This window comes from Rhodococcus sp. 66b (genome assembly GCF_002076325.1).
Taxonomy (GTDB): Bacteria; Actinomycetota; Actinomycetes; order Mycobacteriales; family Mycobacteriaceae; genus Rhodococcus_F; species Rhodococcus_F erythropolis.
The window spans coordinates 108,974-127,354 of the sequence record NZ_MUZB01000016.1 but is presented as its reverse complement, the minus strand read 5'-3'; the positions used below and the strand labels follow the sequence as shown (position 1 = coordinate 127,354).

The window sequence follows — 18,381 nt, the reverse complement described above, 5'->3', positions numbered from 1 at the left end:
TGCTACGCAATGCCTCCTGCCGCCCAGACAACCAGTGGGGGCAGGGCGGCGAGTATCAGGCAGACCGTTCCGTTGAGCCACTTGTGTTCCACCGTGACGGCGGCGAACTCGCGCAGAATAGCGCTCGGCAGGTAGTACCGGGCGGTGTGGGAACCGATGACTTCTGCGTCCAGATCGAGGCTTCGGGCAAACGTTGCGGTTCGGAGTATGTGGAAGTTGCTGGTGACCAGAACCATTCGAGGCTTCGTGGTGTCGGCTCGGAGAAGGTCCCTGGTGTACTCGAGATTCTCGAGCGTGGTGGTCGAACGGTCCTCTAGCATCACGTTCTCGCGCGGGATCCCGTGATCGACGAGGTAGACGCACATTGCCTCAGCCTCGCTGACCACCTCGTCCGATCCCTTCCCGCCGCTGACGACCAACAGCGGTGAACGTCCTTCGCGGACCTCGGCGCGGAAGATGTCCGCGGCCTTGTCCAGACGGCTGGCCAGCAGGGGCGTCACGTCGGCACCCGAAAGCCCGGCGCCGTGCACCACTATCGCGTCCATCCCGGGCTGGTACTTCTGGCGTCCGTACACGTAGGAGTAGAGCAGAAAGCTCGTGAACAGAAACCCCAGGTACGACGCGACCAGGCTGAACGATCCGAGAACGACTGCGAGCCAATATCTCTGCGTCAGCAACGCTGATGCGAGCAGTACGTAGGGAACGAGCAGTCCGAGTCCGGCGACGAGGGAGAGCAGGTTCGCCACGCTGAATCCCTCGCGCCGCAGCATCGTGACCCCGTTGACGATCAGGAATCCTGCAAGCAGGAGCACCAGCAACGGCGAGAGCAGAGCGATCGTCGCGATGACGAACGACGGGATCTCGGTCCCCGGTGCACCCGACTGCAGCATCCACAGACCGGTGAAGATCACTCCGAGAAGTAGATAGACGCCGTTGCTCAGCCTCCGCCGATCCTGCCTGAACCGGTAGCCGCAGAATCCGAGCAGCGCGAGGCCGATGAGGAGAAGGATCACGGAGCCAGACTAGGCGAGGTGCCCACTACACGGGCGCCACCGTTTTGGACTGCTGGATTGCGGACAGCACCCTGGTACGGCACTCGATGAACAGTGGGTCCGCCTTGGTGGTCAGTTGATCTCGAGCTCCGGTCAACGGGACGTCGACGATGTCCTGCATCAATGCCGGCGTTCCGCCGAGTACGACCACTCGATCGGACAGGTACACCGATTCGTCGACGTCGTGGGTGACCAGGAGGACGGTGATACCAAGATCACGTTGAAGCGTCAGCAGCAGGTCTTCGAGTTCCGCGCGGGTCTGCGCATCGACCGACGCGAAGGGTTCATCCATGAGGAGTACCTGCGGCCGATAGGCGAGAGCGCGAGCTATCGCTACCCTCTGCTGCATTCCGCCGGACAACTGCCAGGGGTAGGAACGCGCAGCACCGCCTAGACCGACAACGGCGAGTGCATCGGTAACCCTTTCGTTCTGAACCTTCCGCGCCAGACCGTTGCCCCGCAGCGGCAGGCGAACGTTCTCGCCCACTCGAAGCCACGGCATCAGTGTGCGGCCGTAGTCCTGTGACACGAGAGCCAGAGTGGCCGGCGGTGCATCAATCGCGATCCCGGCGATGCGGACCTCACCGGTGGTCGGCTTCTGCAGACCGGCGATGCAACGAATCAGCGTGCTTTTGCCGATGCCGGAATGGCCGACGATGCAGACGATTTCTCCCGGTGCGACCGTAAGGTCGATCCCGCGGAGCACTTCGCGGCCGGTGGGGCCGCCGTAGGTCACCCCGAGGCCGCTCAGTTCGACTGCGGGTATCGATGCCGCAGATTCTGTGGATGACATCAGTTTCCTTTCACTGCGAGAGCGTCGTGGGTCCGCGGCTGCCATCTGAGCAACCATCGTTCGATCACGCCGTATCCGAGGTTGAGCACGTATCCGATGATTCCCAACAGGAGAATTCCGGACCACATGTCCGCGATGGCGAATGTCTGTTGCGCGACGATCACGAAGTGGCCGATTCCTGCAGTGGAGACATACATTTCGCTGCCGACCATGATGACGACACCGATCGCGAGACTGGTACGGATACCGACCGTTATCTGTGGCATCGCTCCGGGGAGGAGTACCTGCGTCACCAGGAGGGGTGTACGGATCCGGTAGCTGCGCGCCACCAATCGGATACTCGGGTCGATGGAGCGAATGCCGTCGAGGGTGTTGAGGAGTATCGGCCAGACCGCACCGAAGGCGATGGCGGCAACGTTACCCGTCGAACCGGTTCCGAAAACGATGAAGAGGGCGGGCAATACGGCCAGCGCCGGAATGGCGCGGAAGAACTGGAGAAACGGATCGGCAATATCGGCAGTCAGCGGGAACAGTGCCAGCAGGAGACCGGCGCCGATGCCGACCACCAGTGCCACGGCAAGACCGAAGGCAAGGTTGGTCAAGCTCGGTACGACGTCGTGGGCGAATCCCGGACCGAACCAGTTGTCCACAAACGCTTTCCAGATACGCGACAGTGGCGGGAAGTAGGGTGACTTGCTCGACTCCGAACCGAAGTACCATACGACGACGATCAAGATCGGCAGCCACAACTCCCACGCGAGGAGTCGAAGTCCTGACATCATCTTCACGTCGTCATCCTCCTCGGGATGTAATGCCAAGCAAGTAAACGATTCTCGATCGCCATCACGGCGAAGGCGAGCAGCATTCCGAGTAGTCCGGCGACGATGATCAGTGCGAACATTCGATCGGGGACGGATTGGCTCAGCAAGATCTCCTTACCGAGTCCCGGCACGCCCGCGATCAATTCTGCACCGATGGTCAGCAGCAAGCTCAGTGTTGCCGAGATGCGAATCCCGGTGAAGATGTAGGGCATCGACGCCGGTGCGACGACGAGAGCGAGTCTGCGCCACAGCGGAAGTCGGAAGGAGCGTGCGGTCGCCAGCAGTTCCGGGTCGACGTTGCGCACACCGTGAATCGTCTGGAGCAGAATCGGCCACACACTTACTGCCACGATCAGTGCCACCGCCATCCGTTGCGTCGGGCCCATGATCAGCAGAAAGAGCGGAATGATTGCGAGCGGCGGAACGGTTCGGCAGAAGTCGATGACGAAACGGGAGGAGACCGTCAGGAACGGGTGCGCGGCGAGCAGCAGTCCTGCCGGGATCCCGATGACCAGGCACAGCGCCAATCCGATCGCTGTGGTGGTCACCGTTTGTCCCAGTGATGTCCACAACGAGGACGTGCCGAGTTCGTTCACAAGTGCCACTGCCACGTCGCTGAACTTCGGAATACCTTTGACGTCCTCGTCGCCGAGCATTCCGAAGATCTGCCAGGCGGCTGCCAACGCGAAGAGCGTCAGCAGCCGACCGAGCAGAACCTGCCTGCGGCGAGTCTGCAGGGTTGTCAAGGCGGACAACTCAGTTGGCCGGGGTCAGCAAGGAATCGGCCTCGACCGAATCCGTCAGTACCCCGTACTTGACCAGCAGTTCGATCTCCGTGCCGAGAGCACCCGGTTCCACTACTGCGACGAACTGAGGATTCTTGCTGTTGGCCAGCATTTCGAGCGGAATCTTGGCTTGTGTCGAGAGTGCAGCCTTGACGGCGCCCGGATTCTGATTGGCGTAGTCGACGGATTTGGCAAGCGCCGTACGGAATTTGGCGAGTGAGTCCGGGTTCGCGTCGACAAACGATTCCGAAGCGACCAGCGAGGTCCCTGGCACACCGGGCGCGGCCAAGGGGAAGGGGTGGCCGAGGATCTTCAGCCCCGAGTCGGTTGCTTTGCTCAGGAACGGATCGATGAGGAATGCCGCATCGGCTCCGCCAGTGGAAACAAGGTCACCGAGGTTGGGCATGGGCGCCTGAATGAACGAGATCTTGTCCGCTGCTCCACCGGACTTCTCCACCGCAGCAGAGATGACTGCCTCGCTGACGGACTTCAATCCGCTGATCGCAACGGTTTTGCCTTCGAGGTCACGGAAGCCGCTGATGGAACTGTCTTTGGCGACAACGAGGCCGGACTGGTCGACGCCGTCACTCGCGGCAAAATTCGTGAGCCCTCCGACGATGGTGACGGGCATGTTCTGGCTGCGTGCCTGAATTGCGGCGGCGGCGGTCGTGGCTGCCATATCTGCATTTCCGCTGAGCAGCAACGGAATTTGAGCCGAGGAACTGGCGCCGCCCTCGACGAGCTGGATGTCGAGTCCTTCGTCGGTGAAGTATCCCTGCTCCATTCCGAGCCAGATCGGTGCGAAGTCTGCGATCGGCTGAGGTGCGATTCGAATCGTGGTGGTCTGGGTGCCCCCGTCGTCGGAGGCCGTGGCGTCGCTCGAGCAGCCGGTCAGTGCCAATGCTGCGGTCGCGACCGCAGCTAGGGCAACAACTCTGAACCGTGGTGTCGACCGAAGGGTATGTCCAACCGTCATGTCCGAAAGCCTCTCGCTGGGAAAGATATGACTTCCTTGCCGGTAATCCGGTGGGAAGGTGAAGACGCTCAAAGAATTCCGTACGCCGGAACGATTGTTGTGACTATAGTAATTTCCAAGACGAATGCCAAGGGTTTTCCAAGAACACGAGATTTCGGATCGCCGGGTACATCCACGGCACCGGGAGGGGATCGGATGACGAAGGGTTCTGCGTCCGCCGTCGACAAAGCGCTGGATCTACTCGAGGCCATCGCGCGCTCGACCACGCCGATGAAGCTCAGCGAACTGGCAGAAGAAGTCGGGATGCTCCGCCCGACTGCGCACCGAGTGCTCGGAGAACTCGCGAACCGTGGTTGGGTCTTCCGCTACGACGGTCGCTATCTCCCCGGCCCGGCTGCACTGCAGGTTTCCCACGAAGCGGCAGCGCACTCGTTGGCGGCCTTGTGCGATCCGACCATGCGGGTGCTGTCCGAGAGCACCGACATGATGGTGAATCTGCAGGTTCTCGAGAGCGGCGGAACGCGGATCATCGCGGCGCTGCGTCCCGAGAGACTCAAGATGATCACTCGGATGCTCGGGGATCTGCTTCCGCCGCACCGGTTCGCGGGTCCGCTCGCGTTGGTCGCGGCACTCGAGGACAACACCCGGGCGCCCTACCTGGCGATGGTGGAGAAGAGCGGCTATCCACTGGAAGGCCCCACCGGCTTTCTCGCCGACATAGCCGAGACGCAGAAAACCGGATTCGCCGTTGTACACAAACGATCTCAGGACATCATCGGTTCGGTCTCGCGTGCAGTGTCTTCCCGCAAGGGATCTCCGCTCTGCGCGTTGACGGTGATCGGGTTCGATACCGACTTCGATGCGAAAACGACGCGAATGGTCGAAGAACACCTGCTTCGGGCCACCGATGAAGTGCAGCAACTCCTCACTGACCACACTTCGGGCAAGCGCCCGTCCGACACAGGAGAAGAAGGATGATTTCACGGACCGAGGGCTTCATCACCGTCGCAGACGGCGAACGGGTCTGGTACGAGACTGCCGGCGAAGGCCCGGATCTGATTCTCACGCACGGTCTCGGCGGCAACGCCGCGGTCTGGTACCAACAGGTACCGTACTTCGCTCAGCATTATCGGGTAATCAGCTGGGATCAGCGAGGATTCGGCCGGTCCACCAACGAAAAGGGCAACCACGGCCCGGTAGCGGCAGTCTCGGATCTGATCGAAATCATGAACCTGTTGGAGGTCGATCGAGCGCACGTGGTCGGCCAGTCGATGGGCGGTTGGGCCGCATTGGGGACCGCGATCGCTGTTCCGGAGCGGGTGGAGTCGGTAGTCCTGGCCTGCACGACCGGCGGCATTCCCGTCGGATTCGGTCCGGACGGCGCACCTCCCCTCACCGCGGCGCCCGTCACGGCGCGGCCACTGGGGGAACACCCCGCTGTGGGCGGACGGTTGCCGAGCTTGGACATGGCGAGGGCATACCTGTACCAAGCTCTCGGCACCTTCGGTCATCGCCCACCTGACACCGAGTTCTTCCGAATTCTCAAGGCCCACAACTACTCGCCGAGCGATCTTGCCGCGGTGACGGCGCCGGTTCTGCTGATCGCGGGTGAGCTGGACGATTTGATGACACCCGAGCGGATTCGCAGCGCCGCCGAGTTCCTGCCCCACGCCGAAGTGGTCGAACTTGCCGACCGCGGCCACTCCCCCTACTTCGAGGACCCACACGCGTGGAACGAGTTGGTGGCGCACTTCCTGGCCGATGTTCGTGCCCGCCCTGTGCGCTGAAACACCAACTCGTCACGCATATTCCAACTCCGAGGAGATCTAATGGATTCATCTCAGACCGTCGAGTTCATCCCACCCGCTTTCGATACGCCGTTCTCCACCGGAGTGCGCGTCGGAGACGTTCTGTATCTGTCGGGTCAGATCGGCATGCTCCCGGACGGGACTTTGGCCGACGGCTTCGAAGCGCAGGCTCGACAGACCATGGAGAACATCGTGGCTTCGCTGATCGCTTACGGTTCCGGCGTCGAAGCAATCTTCAAATGCACTGTCATGCTTGACGACATGTCTCGTTGGCAGGAGTTCAACAAGGTCTACCTCGAGTACTTCCCGGCGTCGAGACTGCCGGCCCGCAGTGCGTTCGGAACAGACGGACTGGCGCTGGGTGCGCACATGGAGGTCGAATGCATGGCGTACACACCGCGGGTCTGACTGCTCGCGGGCACTAGCCGTCCCAATCCACACGTTCAGCCAGGCGCAGCAATGTGCGTCGGCGCGTAGTGCTGGTTTCGCCGATGTGCGCGATCCGGCCGTAGATGTGGGCGCGGAAGTTCTCGATTCCGTCCCGATTCTGTTCCTGCGCAGAAGTACTGGCGGCATTGTGCAGCAGGGCACGCAAGCGATCGTAGTCGTCACGCGGATACGACGGTTGGTCGTTGATCACCAGCCCGGTGAGGTGTTGGCGTCGATGAGGGCGCATCACCTTGGTCTTTCGTGGATGGATGGCAAACCCTTCGTCCCTGGCGATCTGCTCGACGCTCCAGAGGAGGGTTCCGACGTCGGCAACTTCGATTCCGGAGAAGGCGAGGTCGTCGGCGTATCGGGTGTAGGTGAGCCAGTTTGCTTGTGCGAGTCCACTCAAGCGGATATCGAGTTTGCGCGCGACGAGATTCGCCAGTGCAGGCGAAGTTGGCGCGCCTTGCGGAAGATGCGCGGTGCGTAGCTGTGATGCCTGTGCATACGGTAGGCCGCGCAGGGTATCGGCAGGTGTTGCAACAGTGCACAATCCGGTGAGAACTCCCGCCACTGCGGGTGGATAGCCGAGGGCTGTGAAGACGGCGTGAACGCGGCTGCCGGTGATCGAGGGGAAGAACTGCGCGAGGTCCACACCGATCACGATTTCCGACTGTGCGTGCGGCGCTGCAAAAGTCAGAGGGCTTCGACCACGGACGAATCCGTGTGCCGCGTCGTGTGGGGGCACCAGGTCGAGTATGCGGCGCAGAATCTTGCGCTGAATTTCGCGCAATCGAGGTTTCGGTACCTCGAGGAGGCGAGCGCCGGTCTTCTTGCTGATCTGCATGGGCCGGTAGTGGCGTAGCGGTAGGGGTTTCGTGCGGAGCCATTCCCCTCGGTCGGCAAACCACTCGAGTTCGGAGATCGTCAGATCCAGTGAACGAGCCAGGTCCACACTGGTGTTGTAGCGGGGAACGTCGAACCGCCACACCGAAGATTCATTGGTGTCCAGTGAGAGAGGAACAGGCCGCAGGCGAGGTAGTTCGCGAAGCAATCGGTACAGCGTTTGCGGTTCGAACGGTGGGGCGGGCATGAGGTCGAGAACGCGCACGGCCAGGAGCGTCGGGGAAACACCGAAGACGGTTCCGAATGCCTCCTCGAGGCCGCTGAGGGTCCACGGAGCGTCAGCAGCCGCAACGGCCAGACGACGCGCCAACTCGGGATCGAGCTCGAAGTCACGCATGATTCGACTCCGGGATGCGACGGGGCGGGGTGACCAAATCCTTTGTCCGGTGCGGCGGCAAGCACGCGGAGCGTGCCGAACGCCGGTGGACGCAGTATCCAATTCTTCTGGCCGACCCAGGGGTTACCCCTGAGACTGGTCGCGTGGACCAACTCTCACCCACGCGCCGCCGCATCTCTTCACAATGGCAGACCGTTCGGTATCTGTCACGTGTGAAGCGGATCTGTCAGGTGTGGGCCCTCAGATCGACGAACGATCCGAACCGACGAACTCGCTGATCCACGGCACGACTGCTTCGCGGACGGTGACCGCCTGCGGCAGTAGTCCGTTGCTCAGCAGGAGATCGGCCGCGCGCTGCTGCTCGTCGAGGAACTCGTCGGTGACCGGGTTGACACCGAAAGGACGTCCGCGCAGTGCAGCTTCCCAGGCATCGATGCTCGCGGACCCGCCACGCTTCTCGATGTCGTCGACGAAGATCTGCGCGGCTTCGCGAGGGTTGGCTTCGATCCAGGCGTCGGATTCCTGCAGGGCCTCGATGATCGCCTGGAGGGCCTCCGGGTTGGTATCCGCGAAATCGCGCCGGGTGAACCACAGTGAGGGGTGGCTGAAGAGTCCGTCGGTGGCGATCAGCGTGCGCAGTTCGTGGTTCGCTTCGATGTCGGTCAGCCCCGGGTACGCCCCTACCCAGGCATCGATGGTGCCGTCGACGAGGTCCGCTCCACCACCGCGCACGTCGGTGTCGACAGGGACGATGTCGGACCAGGTCAGCCCCGCCTGATCCAAGGCGAACAATAAAAGTGTGGTCTGCCACGATCCGTGCGCGATGCCGACGCGCTTGCCGCGCAGGTCCTCTACCGTGTTGATCTCGGACTCTGCCTTGACTACCAGGCGCCCGTTCTCCACGCGGGGGCCGGAGATTCCGATGTAGACGAGATCGCGGCCCTGAGCCAATCCGGTGACGGGCGGCGTGAAGCCGGTTCCGATCACGTCGTATCCGCCCTCCTCGAACAGCCAGTCCGAGTGCAGGGTCGGCAAGGCGTTCTCCGGGTTCGCTGCAGGCTTGGCGGGAAGCTCACGCAGGTCCACCCACTCGACATCGGGGAGACGGCGCTCGAGGATTCCGGTGTGGCGCAGTACGAACAGCGAATTGTTGTGTGGGAAGTATCCGACGCGAACGGTCATGAGATCTACGGTTTCCTGTTCTGAATCAGTGATGGGGGTGGCTAGATGAGGCCGCGTCGACGCGCCTCGTCGGCGAGTCCGCTACGGCCCCACTGGACGGCGAGGTTGGACGGATCGAATTCGACCGAACCGCCGAGGGTTTCGGCGATCGCCTGGAACTGGGCGCCTTCCTCGAGGAGGACGACGAACTTCGCGAGGTCGAGCAACCCGCTGCGGCCGATGACGTTGACCCCGCCGTTGGCTTCGAAGATCGCCACCAGATCGGGATCGTGTTCGAGACGCTCGAGAATGAACTCGCCCGCAGACCGGGATCGATCGATGTGCGGCGGAATCTCTCGGGAGAGCGTCAGCCTCTGCGAAGCCGCATAGCGGATGGGTAGCGTCCGGTGTGTCTGTGCCCAACCGCCGAGCCACGGAGTGTGGATGTGGACGACGCTGGTGATTTCCGGATGCTCACGGAACACTGACGCGTAGCCGGTGACAAAACCAGCCGATCCGTTGCCGGACAGCACCTCTCCATCGAACGTAGCGACAACTGGTGACACCGACGGATCGTCCGCCCACGGTCCCGGGTCGTTCAGGGCGACCGCGATTTCGGTGCCGGGTACGCGTTCGACGAAGTTCACGGTCCCGTTGGCTGCAACCGTTCCGGTCTTGCGGAAGACGTCGAATGCCTTGTCTGCTGCTTTGCGCGCTGCTTCGACAAATGCTGCGGTATCGGCGTCGAGTCGAGTTTCGGTGGTGGTCATCGAGTCTCCAGTCCAGAAGGTGTGATCGGGGTGCGCTGCAGGAGGGGAAGAACTTCTTCGCCGACGCGGTATGCCTCTTCGAGATGCGGGTTACCCGCGAGGATGAAGGCGTCGACGCCCAGCTCGCGCAGCTCGTCGAGGCGCTCGGCTACCTGCTCGTAGCTGCCGACCAGTCCGAACGCTGGTCCGCCGCGGATGAGGCTGAAGCCACACCACACGTTGGGCTGCACTTCCAGATCTCGGTAACCGGTGATGTGTTCGGGCACCCACCCCTTGATGCGGGCGGCGCCCACCGAGTCACCCTGCGCTGCACGGTCGGCGGCCCCCTTGTCGACGAAAGCCCAGCCTTTCTCGATCTCGGCCCACGCGGCTTCTTCGGTGTGCCGGGCAACGACGTCGATGCGTACGGCGAACTTCGGGGTGCGTCCCAGCTTGGCCGAATTCTCCCGCACGCCGTCGATCTTGGCTCTCAGATCGGCGTACGGCTCCAGCCAGGAAAGGTAGTAATCGGAGTGCAGTCCGGCGGCGGCGACGGCTGCTGCCGAAGATCCGGAGAAGTACACCTCGGGAAACGGCTGGCCGGCAAGCCCGGGTGGAAGTGCGGCACCGTGGGTTTGGAAGAAGCGACCGTCGAAGTCGAAAGGTTCGCCGTCCCACACACCCTTGAGGACATCGAGGAACTCGGACGTCCTGGTGTAGCGATCGTCATGGTCGACCTTGTCGCCCCACCACAGCTGAGGCGCTCCGCCTCCGCCACTGATGATGTTGTAAACCAGACGTCCGCCAGTTGCTCGCTGCAGACTGGCCGACATCCGCGCGGCCTGTACCGGGTGAAGGAAACCCGGTTGGAACGCGACCATGAAACGGTACGTGGTGGTCTCGGCGGCCAACGCTGCTGCGGTCGCCCACGGATCCTCGGTCATCGGGAAGGACGGCAGCAGTCCGCCGAGGAAGCCGGCAGACTCGGAAGCCTTTGCCACCGCGGCCATGTGGTCGATGTAGCTGTATCCGTCCAACTCGCCGCCGCGGATCGCGGGAGCGATGTTGCCCGGCCCGTATCCACCGGCATCGCCGCGGTTGTAGCGACGCGGAGTACGCAGCGACGCGTGGTCGCCTTCCATCCCGATCCGCCAATAGAAATCGATGCTCATGCGGTGGCCTTCTCTTCTGTGGTGGCCTTCTCTTCCTTGCGGATCCGACCCTCGGGATCGACCAGGTGCAGGAGATGCTCGCCCGCCCGGTGCAGCTCTTCGATGTGTGGCCGACCTGACAAGACGAAACCGTCCACGCCGAGATCGCGATACGACGACAATCGCTGTGCCACTTCCTCGTAGCTTCCGACGAGGCCGATACTGTGCTCGTAGCCGATGCGGTCGAATCCGGACCACAGGATGCCGCCCCGATCGATCTCGAGTGCAGCGGAATCGGCTTCTCTCAGTTGCCGTTCGACGCGAGCCCAGGCTTCGTCGGCTGTCTCCCTCGCGATGATCGGGATGCGCAGGACCTTCTCGACGGTCCTGCCGAGTTCGGATGCTCGGTCGTCGAGGGTGGTGATCCGTGTCGACAACTCGTCACCGGCAAGGGTGAACTGATGGACATCGGCATGGTGGGCCGAGAGTTCCAGAGCTTCCGGTGAGTCTCCGGTCAGATGTACTCGGGGAAAACGGAGTCCCGACAAGATGCCTCGGAATCCGCCGCCGAGTACGTCGTAGTACTCGCCGTCGAAGTCGTAACCCGTGCCGCCGAATCCGCCGGGGAGAATCTGTTCCTCGTTCCACACACCGCGTGCGACGGTCAGGAACTCCGCGGCGCGCGCGTAGCGGTCGGCTCCTCGAACCACGTCTCCGCGAGCAGCGGCGTCTTCGGGGTCCGTCTCTACCTTCACTCGCCATTCGAGACGACCTGCCGACAGGCGCTGAAGTGTCGCCGACATTTTGGCGGCGTAGACGGGGGTGCCGAAAGTGGGGTGAAACTCCACGACCACTCGCGAATGACGCGTCTGACGTAGGGCGGCGGCAGCAACGATCCAGGATTCTTCGCCATTCGGATCGTACGGTGCGACAACGCCGTCGACGCCCGACAGTTCGGCTGCGAGAACGATCTGTGCCAATTCGTCGAAGGGCCCGAAGTTTCCGGGGCGAACATCGGTCGCGACGGTAGTCGGTCGCTGTGGCCCGAAGCCGCCGCGACTGTTCAGCGCGGCCACGGCCCGGCGTCCGTCACCGCGCGAGGGCAGCTCCCAGTAGACGTCCGTCATTCTTCTGTGCCCTTCTGCGCGGCGACAAGTGCGCGTGCCTGTTCCAGTGGTTCGTGCGCCACCCAGGACTGCAGGTCGAAGTCGGCGGCAAGGAAGCCGTGCGCATACAGGAATTGTTTCTGCACGCCGAGCAGGTCCACACGCTCGTCCGACAGGCTCAAATGCAGTCCGGTGTGGAAGTTCTCGCCGTAGGCTGCCACCACACCTTCGGGCCCGGACTGTGTTTCGTTCTGCAGCACGGCTCGGACCTCGTCGATGTTGGCTGCGGCCCAGTCCGCTGCTCTCAGGCTCTCGGCGAGGAAACCGACGACGATGTCCGGGCGCTGTTCGAGTAGGTCGGCATGAACCGTGATCGGTCGTGGGGTGCCGTTGTTGACGCGATCACGTAGGGATGCAGTGGAATCGAGATCGACGGCAACGGCGAGGCCGTGTTCGCGGGCAACTTCCTGGGCGCGGGCGCCCTTGACGTAGATGGCGTCGACGTCGCCGCGGAGCAGGGATTCGACACCCCACGTCGTGTTGCGGGTGGACGAGGCGGTGCGGACCTCGGGGGCTGCGGTCGTCGCAACCTCGACGAGGGTGACGTCGGCAAAACTCAACTCGCCCAGTCGAAGTGCCGAGGCGAAGCCGTGCAGGGCCATGGCGCGAGGAAAACTCCTGGCCTGATCCGCCGCCCAGGCCGGGATACCGATCCGAGCGCCGGCCAGAAGACCTGCTTCGCGGATGTCGGAGTCTCCGCGCACCAGGATCGCCTGGGCCTCGTCGATCCAGGTGAGCCCGATGAGCCGCGTCGGAGAACCACTGGCACGCGCAGCCAGTGCGGGGACGTTGCCGCCTTCGCGAATGAGTCCGGAGAGATGGTGATCGAAATGGCGCACTGCCAATTCCGGTCCGGCATCTTGCAGTACGCCGAAACGCACTCCGGATTCGTTTGCCGTCCGGTCGAGCCAACCGAGACTGTTGGCGAGACCGCTGGCGGTGGGAACGGGGCAGCGGGTGTACCAGAGTGTGTCGATTGCGGAATCAGCGATCAATGTCATGACTGTCCTGTCCGTCGGGGAAGGTGCGGCCGACGCCGAGTTCCTTCAGGAAACTCGCTCGGTAGCGCAAAGATTCGGGATCGTTCCGATCGCGGGGGCGTGGCAGGTCGATATCGACGTCCACGGCAAACCCGCCCTTGTCGAGGATGAGCACGCGGTCGGCAAGTCGTACGGCTTCGTCGACGTCGTGCGTGACGAGTAGTACAGCCGGACGGTGGCGGGCGACCAGATCGCCTACCAAGTCTTGCATTTGGAGCCTGGTCAAAGCGTCGAGGGCCGCGAACGGTTCGTCGAGCAGCAATAGTTCAGGTTCGCGAACGAGAGCGCGAGCCAATGCGACGCGTTGGGCCTCACCGCCGGAGAGGGTGGCCGGCCAGGCACGGTGCTTGTCCGCGAGGTTGACCTCGGAGAGTGCGTTGCGTGCATTGTCGGTCACCTGACGTGACCGCTTCTGTCCGACTGTGACATTGGCCAGAACTCGCTTCGACGGGATCAATCGCGGTTCCTGGTAGACAACCGTGCGGTCGCGCGGAACCAGCACCTCGCCGCTGTCCGGTGCTTCCAAACCGGAGAGCACTCGCAACAGGGTCGTCTTGCCGGTGCCGCTGGGGCCGAGGAGAACGACGAACTCTCCGCGTGTGATCTCGAGGTCGATACCGCCCAGAACAGTCTTGTCACCGAACGACTTCCGCACTCCGGTGAGTGAGACTGCCACTGGTGATCCGGCTCGTCGTTCGGCCGCGGTGGTACCGGTCCGCTCACGCGTTGCCAACGGTGGTAGAGGTGCTTCGGTGGTCGGCAGCGAGCCGACGGTCGTGTTCGTCATCGCGCCACCGACAATCTCCGCCACGGCATGGAGTACCGCTCGATCAGCCTGACGACGGCGTCGAAGATGAGACCCAGCGCCGCGTACATGACGATGCACAGAACCATGTAATCGGTGCGGTTGTATTCCTGCGCCAGAGTGACCAGGTATCCGATCCCCTCACGTGTGCCGACCTGCTCGGCGGCGATCAATCCGGTGATGCTGAGCGACAGGCAGATTCGAAGCCCCATCAGAACACCGGGGAGGGCGGTCGGAAGAATCGCTCCGAACACCAGTCGCCAACCTGTCAGTCCGAAACCCTGTGCCGCTTCGACCATCTTGCGATCGACCCCGCGCACTCCCAGGTAGGTGTACGCGTACATGGGGGCGACGGTCGCGACCGCGATCAGGACCACCTTGAAAGTTTCGTCGATACCGAACCAGGCGATGAACAGCGGAACGAGCGCGAGGAACGGGACCGCGCGATTGATCTGCATGGTCGAGTCGATCAGTTCTTCACCGAGCGAGGAGAGACCGGACAGAACCCCGAGCACCAATCCGACGATCACACCGACCGAAACACCGAGTGCAGCACGTTGAAGCGACGCGAGACCGAAGTCGACCAACTGACCCGACTGGTAAAGCTCGGCGAATGCCGTCCACACCGCCGGAGGTCCGGCCAGGATCTCTTCGCGGATCAGTCCGGTAGCGGATCCGATCCACCATCCGGCAACCAGCAGCGCGGGCACGAGGAAGCGGAGGGGGATCGAGACCCACTTGGGCCTGCTGCGATTGCGCCGGTAGCGGGGCGTTTCGAGTTGCGGATGTTCCACTGACTGCGACGCCGTTCGTGCGGGGCGGGTCAGCGTCACCATCGGGTCACTTCCCCTCGGTGGTGGGCGCTGCCGCTGCCGAACCTGCCACAGCACCCTGGAGGTCGAAGATCACATCGCTGCCCTTGAGCGGCTGCTGGATCACCTTGTTCTCGGCGAACAGTGTGGAGATCGATTCGAGGTCGGTGGCATCCGCTGCGGTCGGATAGCGGAAGTTGGTGATCTGGCCGCCCAGGGTGATCGCGTCGTCGAGCCGCTGTCCGGAGAGTGCACGCGGACCGGTCTGTTCGAAGACGTTCTCGAAGGCTGCTGGGTCGGCCTGCTGCTTCGCGGTGAGTTCCTGGGTGACCTCGAGGAACTTCTGGACCACCTCGGGATGTGCTTCGAGTACTGCGGTGCGGCCGGCGATGATGGTGCTGTCCACGGAGTCGATGCTCGCCTCGGTTGCGATCTCGACCGCGCCCTTGGCCTTGGCCTCCTGATACGGAATCAGGAACGATGCCCACGCGTCGACCTGCCCGGTGGAGAACGCAGACGCCGCGTCAGCCTGTTGCAGCGGAACACGTTCGACGGAATCGATCGGCACTCCGGCCTGCGTCAGGGCCTTGAGCGTGATGTACTCGCCCTTACCTGCAGGGTTGACGGCGATGCGCTTGCCGGCCAGATCTGCGACGGTCTTGATTCCGGATTCCGGAGTGGCGATGATGCCGGCCTGGTCCTTGTTGTACGGGTCGGACGTGGCGAAGATGCGGACACCCACGTCCTTCGACAGTGCGCCGACGACGGGACTGTATGCGCCGGTTTGGATGTCGAGTTCTCCGCTGTTGAACAGTTTGAGGTTGGAGCTGAATCCCGGTGTGGTCTTGACCCATTCGATCTTTGCGCCCAGCGGTGCCAGCGCCTCGTCGTAGGTTCCGTCACGCTTGCCGACGGCGATGGCACCGGAGTTTCCGGGATCGAAGACTTTGAGCGTGAAGTCGGCGCTGGAATTGCCTGCGGCGCTGTCGGAATCGGAAGACCCACACGCCACCGCCAACCCGGCCAGCGGGATCATGGCGAGCGCAGCGGCAGCTCGTGGCAGTCGGCGGAAGCGGGACATGTATGTGGCTCCTTCAGGCGTTGATTCGTCAGAACTGACGACGATGACGCTATTGGGTGCGTGTCTGTTTTGCCCCCGTTTGTTTTCTGGAGATTGGAAATCTTGACAACATCGGAAGTCTGTTCATCTGGGCTTTTGTGGGTCCGCGTCTGGTTCCTTTCCACCTGATGGAAAGGATGGCCGGACTGCTGGGTCCGTGTTAGCGTCCGATTCTCAGGTCGATCAGGCCACAGCGAAAGGATCGTTCGTGACGGACGCACGCGGCGCGGGAGTTCAGACGGTAACCCGTGCCCTGGCCATGCTCACATGTTTTCGCAGTGGCGAAGAACTGGGAGTCTCGGAAGTTGCGCGGCGACAAGAGCTTGCGGTCAGCACCACGCATCGATTGCTGCAGTCGCTCGTCGATGCGGGGTTCCTCGAGAAGGACGACGCAACCAGTCGGTATCGCATCGGCGCGGCGCTGGCGGCATACGGACAGGTCTCCTACCGGCAGCATCGGATCTATCTGTCCGAGCCCTATTTGGAGCAATTGGCCGCGACGACAGGAGCATCCGCCTCCCTGGCAGTGCGAAGCGGAAGTGAGGTGGTGTTGCTCGGATTCAGCCGATGGCGCGAGGCCGACGGGCACGTGCTCCAGGGTGTCCGCCTTCCCTTGCATGCGAGCGCACTGGGGAAAGCCTTTCTGGCTTGGTCCGATGTCGACGATTCCGAGCTCGCTGCGCTGCCACGTGAAGCGACCACTCAGCGTGCGATCACCGATGTTGCCGGTATCCGCCGGGAATTGGAACTGACTCGTGAGCGAGGATACGGATTCAACGACGAGGAGTTGACCCCGGATTACCGAACGATCGGAATTCCGATCATCGATGGATCCGGCACTGTGCGTTACGCTCTCGGGCTTCGTGGTCCGGTCGAGCTGATGATCGACGAACGGATTCCGTTCCTCGCCGACCTTGCCAAGGTGACTGCGCGACAGATCGGTGAAGTGCTTCTCTGAACTGGCGTGAAGCGCTTGTGGCAGATCCGGCCGAACGTGATTACCGTTGAAGTCGAGGGCGCGATCGCACAATGGCTACGCGACGTGACCGCGTCCTCGCGAGCGTGGAGACGAGTGATGACGACGATCGGTGTCGTTGCCCTGCTGCTGGGCGTCCTGTTGATCGTGGTCGAGGCGCATGCCCCAACCGCGGGGGTGCTCGGTGTGCTTGGAGCACTCATGATCGGTGCCGGCGTCTGGATGCTTTTCACATCCGACGGTATCGGCCAATTGATCGCGATCCCGGTGACGGCGGGAGTCGCGGTAGTCGGCCTGGGCGTGGTGGCGGTAGCGAGTCGAAAAGCGCTTACCGCGCGCCGCGCTCCCGTGCGTACGGGGACGGAATCTCTTGTCGGTTCCGACGCGACCGTTCGCAGTTGGACCGGCGCGCAGGGTCAGGTCGAGCTTGACGGCGGATTATGGAGTGCTCGAATGGAATTCGGGTACGACGACTCCGTGCCTGCCGTGGGCGAATTCGTCGTCGTAGAGCAGGTACGAGGCCTGACTCTGAAAGTGCGCCGTCGTGAACCGTGGGAGCTGCCGCTATGACCACCGTGCTTGTCATGTTGTCCGTGTTTGTCGTGCTGATTGCAGTCCTTGTGGGAATGTCGGTGAGAGTTCTGCGCGAGTACGAGCGCGCGGTGGTGTTCCGCCTCGGCCGATTGATCACCTTGAAAGGCCCAGGCCTGGTGATTCTGGTGCCGGCGATCGATCGTATGGAACGGGTCAGTCTGCGAACCGTCACGCTGAAAATACCGGTCCAAGAAGTGATTACCCGCGACAATGTTCCGGTGAAGGTCACCGCCGTCACGTACTTTCGGGTCGTCGACGCTGACCGTTCGATAGTCGAAGTCGAGGACTTTTTGGCCGCCACCTCACAGATCGCCCAGACCACACTGCGCTCCATCCTCGGTAAAGCTGAGCTGGACTCGCTGCTATCCGAACGTGAACGCCTCAACGAGGATCTGCAGAAAGTCATCGACCAGCAGACCGAACCGTGGGGCGTCAAGGTCACGACCGTCGAGATCAAGGACGTCGAGATTCCAGCCAACATGCAGCGCGCCATCGCCAGGCAAGCAGAGGCCGAACGTGAACGTCGAGCCAAGATCATCAACGCCGACGCAGAGTTTCAGGCTTCGGCCAAGCTCGCCGAGGCGGCCGAGGTGATCAGCCGCAATCCGACCACCCTGCAATTGCGATATCTGCAGACACTTCACGAGATCGGTAGCGAGAACAACTCCACCGTTGTCTTCCCCTTGCCGCTGGATCTTGTCCGGCCCTTTATCGGTGGCGGAGTTGCGGCAACTCCCGCGACCGAAGAACCTGCCCGTTTCGCATGGAATGCGAAAGTTGTTGATTAGCATCTAGTTTCGGTTCTCCACCCTTGTATTCGAAACTATGTTCGAATATGATTGCTGCATGGATAGTCGGGATGCGTGGCAGCTGGATGGAGAGGGCCTCAAGGGTGAGGTT

General features: G+C 62.6%; 20 protein-coding genes. 6 read left to right on the top strand and 14 right to left on the bottom strand.

The genetic code is table 11. From position 1 onward, the window contains the following. Positions 1-2 precede the first annotated feature (2 nt). The 5 genes from B0E55_RS26165 to B0E55_RS26145 are packed head-to-tail and all read right to left on the bottom strand — an operon-like array spanning position 3 to position 4,427. On the bottom strand, positions 3-1,013 hold the full coding sequence (locus B0E55_RS26165; RefSeq protein WP_020909742.1) for a YdcF family protein: 1,011 nt from the start codon (positions 1,011-1,013) through the stop codon (positions 3-5). A 25-nt stretch (positions 1,014-1,038) separates the two neighbouring features. Next, positions 1,039-1,845: an ABC transporter ATP-binding protein gene (locus tag B0E55_RS26160; protein ID WP_029256747.1), complete on the bottom strand. Its 807-nt coding sequence runs from the start codon at positions 1,843-1,845 to the stop codon at positions 1,039-1,041. After that, a complete protein-coding gene (locus tag B0E55_RS26155) occupies positions 1,845-2,627 on the bottom strand; it encodes an ABC transporter permease (RefSeq protein ID WP_153212942.1) in 783 nt (260 codons plus the stop codon). Before B0E55_RS26155 ends, B0E55_RS26160 begins: the two co-directional genes overlap by 1 nt. Before the next feature lie 2 nt (positions 2,628-2,629). Beyond that, entirely contained in the window at positions 2,630-3,412 is a 783-nt protein-coding gene (locus B0E55_RS26150; RefSeq protein ID WP_020971398.1) for an ABC transporter permease, read from the bottom strand. A gap of 10 nt (positions 3,413-3,422) precedes the next feature. Continuing rightward, positions 3,423-4,427 (bottom strand): ABC transporter substrate-binding protein, encoded by a 1,005-nt coding sequence (locus tag B0E55_RS26145; protein ID WP_029256745.1) that lies wholly within the window; start codon positions 4,425-4,427, stop codon positions 3,423-3,425. Positions 4,428-4,622: 195 nt separating this feature from the next. Between B0E55_RS26145 and B0E55_RS26140 the strand changes: the two genes are divergently transcribed. Genes B0E55_RS26140 through B0E55_RS26130 form a run of 3 tightly spaced genes read left to right on the top strand, consistent with a single transcriptional unit; the run spans position 4,623 to position 6,643 of the window. Next, positions 4,623-5,405: an IclR family transcriptional regulator gene (locus B0E55_RS26140; protein ID WP_019746079.1), complete on the top strand. Its 783-nt coding sequence runs from the start codon at positions 4,623-4,625 to the stop codon at positions 5,403-5,405. Continuing rightward, on the top strand, positions 5,402-6,214 hold the full coding sequence (locus B0E55_RS26135; protein WP_020909738.1) for an alpha/beta fold hydrolase: 813 nt from the start codon (positions 5,402-5,404) through the stop codon (positions 6,212-6,214). Before B0E55_RS26140 ends, B0E55_RS26135 begins: the two co-directional genes overlap by 4 nt. Positions 6,215-6,256: 42 nt before the next feature. Continuing rightward, a complete protein-coding gene (locus tag B0E55_RS26130) occupies positions 6,257-6,643 on the top strand; it encodes a RidA family protein (RefSeq protein ID WP_003946047.1) in 387 nt (128 codons plus the stop codon). Between the two features lie 13 nt (positions 6,644-6,656). Here the strand turns inward: B0E55_RS26130 and B0E55_RS26125 are convergent, their stop codons facing one another. The 9 genes from B0E55_RS26125 to B0E55_RS26085 all read right to left on the bottom strand — a co-directional run bounded on the left by B0E55_RS26125 (position 6,657) and on the right by B0E55_RS26085 (position 15,872). Beyond that, positions 6,657-7,907 carry a reverse transcriptase family protein gene (locus B0E55_RS26125; protein WP_080910782.1) on the bottom strand — a complete coding sequence of 417 codons (1,251 nt, stop codon included), beginning with the start codon at positions 7,905-7,907 and terminating at the stop codon, positions 6,657-6,659. A 240-nt stretch (positions 7,908-8,147) separates the two neighbouring features. Further along, the gene (locus B0E55_RS26120) at positions 8,148-9,089 is read right to left on the bottom strand and encodes an ABC transporter substrate-binding protein (RefSeq protein WP_080910781.1); all 942 of its coding nucleotides are present in this window, start codon (positions 9,087-9,089) and stop codon (positions 8,148-8,150) included. A 41-nt stretch (positions 9,090-9,130) separates the two neighbouring features. After that, the gene (locus B0E55_RS26115; RefSeq protein WP_080910780.1) at positions 9,131-9,838 is read right to left on the bottom strand and encodes a class II aldolase/adducin family protein; all 708 of its coding nucleotides are present in this window, start codon (positions 9,836-9,838) and stop codon (positions 9,131-9,133) included. Then, a complete protein-coding gene (locus tag B0E55_RS26110) occupies positions 9,835-10,989 on the bottom strand; it encodes an LLM class flavin-dependent oxidoreductase (RefSeq protein ID WP_003946051.1) in 1,155 nt (384 codons plus the stop codon). The genes B0E55_RS26115 and B0E55_RS26110 overlap by 4 nt, the downstream gene beginning before the upstream one ends. Continuing rightward, positions 10,986-12,095 (bottom strand): LLM class flavin-dependent oxidoreductase, encoded by a 1,110-nt coding sequence (locus tag B0E55_RS26105; RefSeq protein ID WP_019746074.1) that lies wholly within the window; start codon positions 12,093-12,095, stop codon positions 10,986-10,988. The genes B0E55_RS26110 and B0E55_RS26105 overlap by 4 nt, the downstream gene beginning before the upstream one ends. Then, entirely contained in the window at positions 12,092-13,135 is a 1,044-nt protein-coding gene (locus tag B0E55_RS26100) for an ABC transporter substrate-binding protein (RefSeq protein WP_021334437.1), read from the bottom strand. The genes B0E55_RS26105 and B0E55_RS26100 overlap by 4 nt, the downstream gene beginning before the upstream one ends. Further along, positions 13,119-13,961 carry an ABC transporter ATP-binding protein gene (locus tag B0E55_RS26095; protein ID WP_031332129.1) on the bottom strand — a complete coding sequence of 281 codons (843 nt, stop codon included), beginning with the start codon at positions 13,959-13,961 and terminating at the stop codon, positions 13,119-13,121. The genes B0E55_RS26100 and B0E55_RS26095 overlap by 17 nt, the downstream gene beginning before the upstream one ends. Further along, the gene (locus tag B0E55_RS26090; protein WP_020971388.1) at positions 13,958-14,815 is read right to left on the bottom strand and encodes an ABC transporter permease; all 858 of its coding nucleotides are present in this window, start codon (positions 14,813-14,815) and stop codon (positions 13,958-13,960) included. Before B0E55_RS26090 ends, B0E55_RS26095 begins: the two co-directional genes overlap by 4 nt. A gap of 4 nt (positions 14,816-14,819) precedes the next feature. Beyond that, the gene (locus B0E55_RS26085) at positions 14,820-15,872 is read right to left on the bottom strand and encodes an NrtA/SsuA/CpmA family ABC transporter substrate-binding protein (protein WP_019746070.1); all 1,053 of its coding nucleotides are present in this window, start codon (positions 15,870-15,872) and stop codon (positions 14,820-14,822) included. A 247-nt stretch (positions 15,873-16,119) separates the two neighbouring features. On the opposite strand from B0E55_RS26085, the gene B0E55_RS26080 reads away from it, so the two are divergent. The 3 genes from B0E55_RS26080 to B0E55_RS26070 all read left to right on the top strand — a co-directional run bounded on the left by B0E55_RS26080 (position 16,120) and on the right by B0E55_RS26070 (position 18,269). Next, complete coding sequence (locus B0E55_RS26080) at positions 16,120-16,869, top strand: IclR family transcriptional regulator (protein WP_198538455.1); 750 nt, start codon at positions 16,120-16,122, stop codon at positions 16,867-16,869. Between the two features lie 117 nt (positions 16,870-16,986). Continuing rightward, positions 16,987-17,457 carry an NfeD family protein gene (locus B0E55_RS26075; protein ID WP_080910792.1) on the top strand — a complete coding sequence of 157 codons (471 nt, stop codon included), beginning with the start codon at positions 16,987-16,989 and terminating at the stop codon, positions 17,455-17,457. Continuing rightward, positions 17,454-18,269, top strand: coding sequence for a slipin family protein (locus B0E55_RS26070; protein WP_080910778.1), 816 nt, complete (start codon positions 17,454-17,456; stop codon positions 18,267-18,269). The genes B0E55_RS26075 and B0E55_RS26070 overlap by 4 nt, the downstream gene beginning before the upstream one ends. Positions 18,270-18,381: the final 112 nt, after the last annotated feature.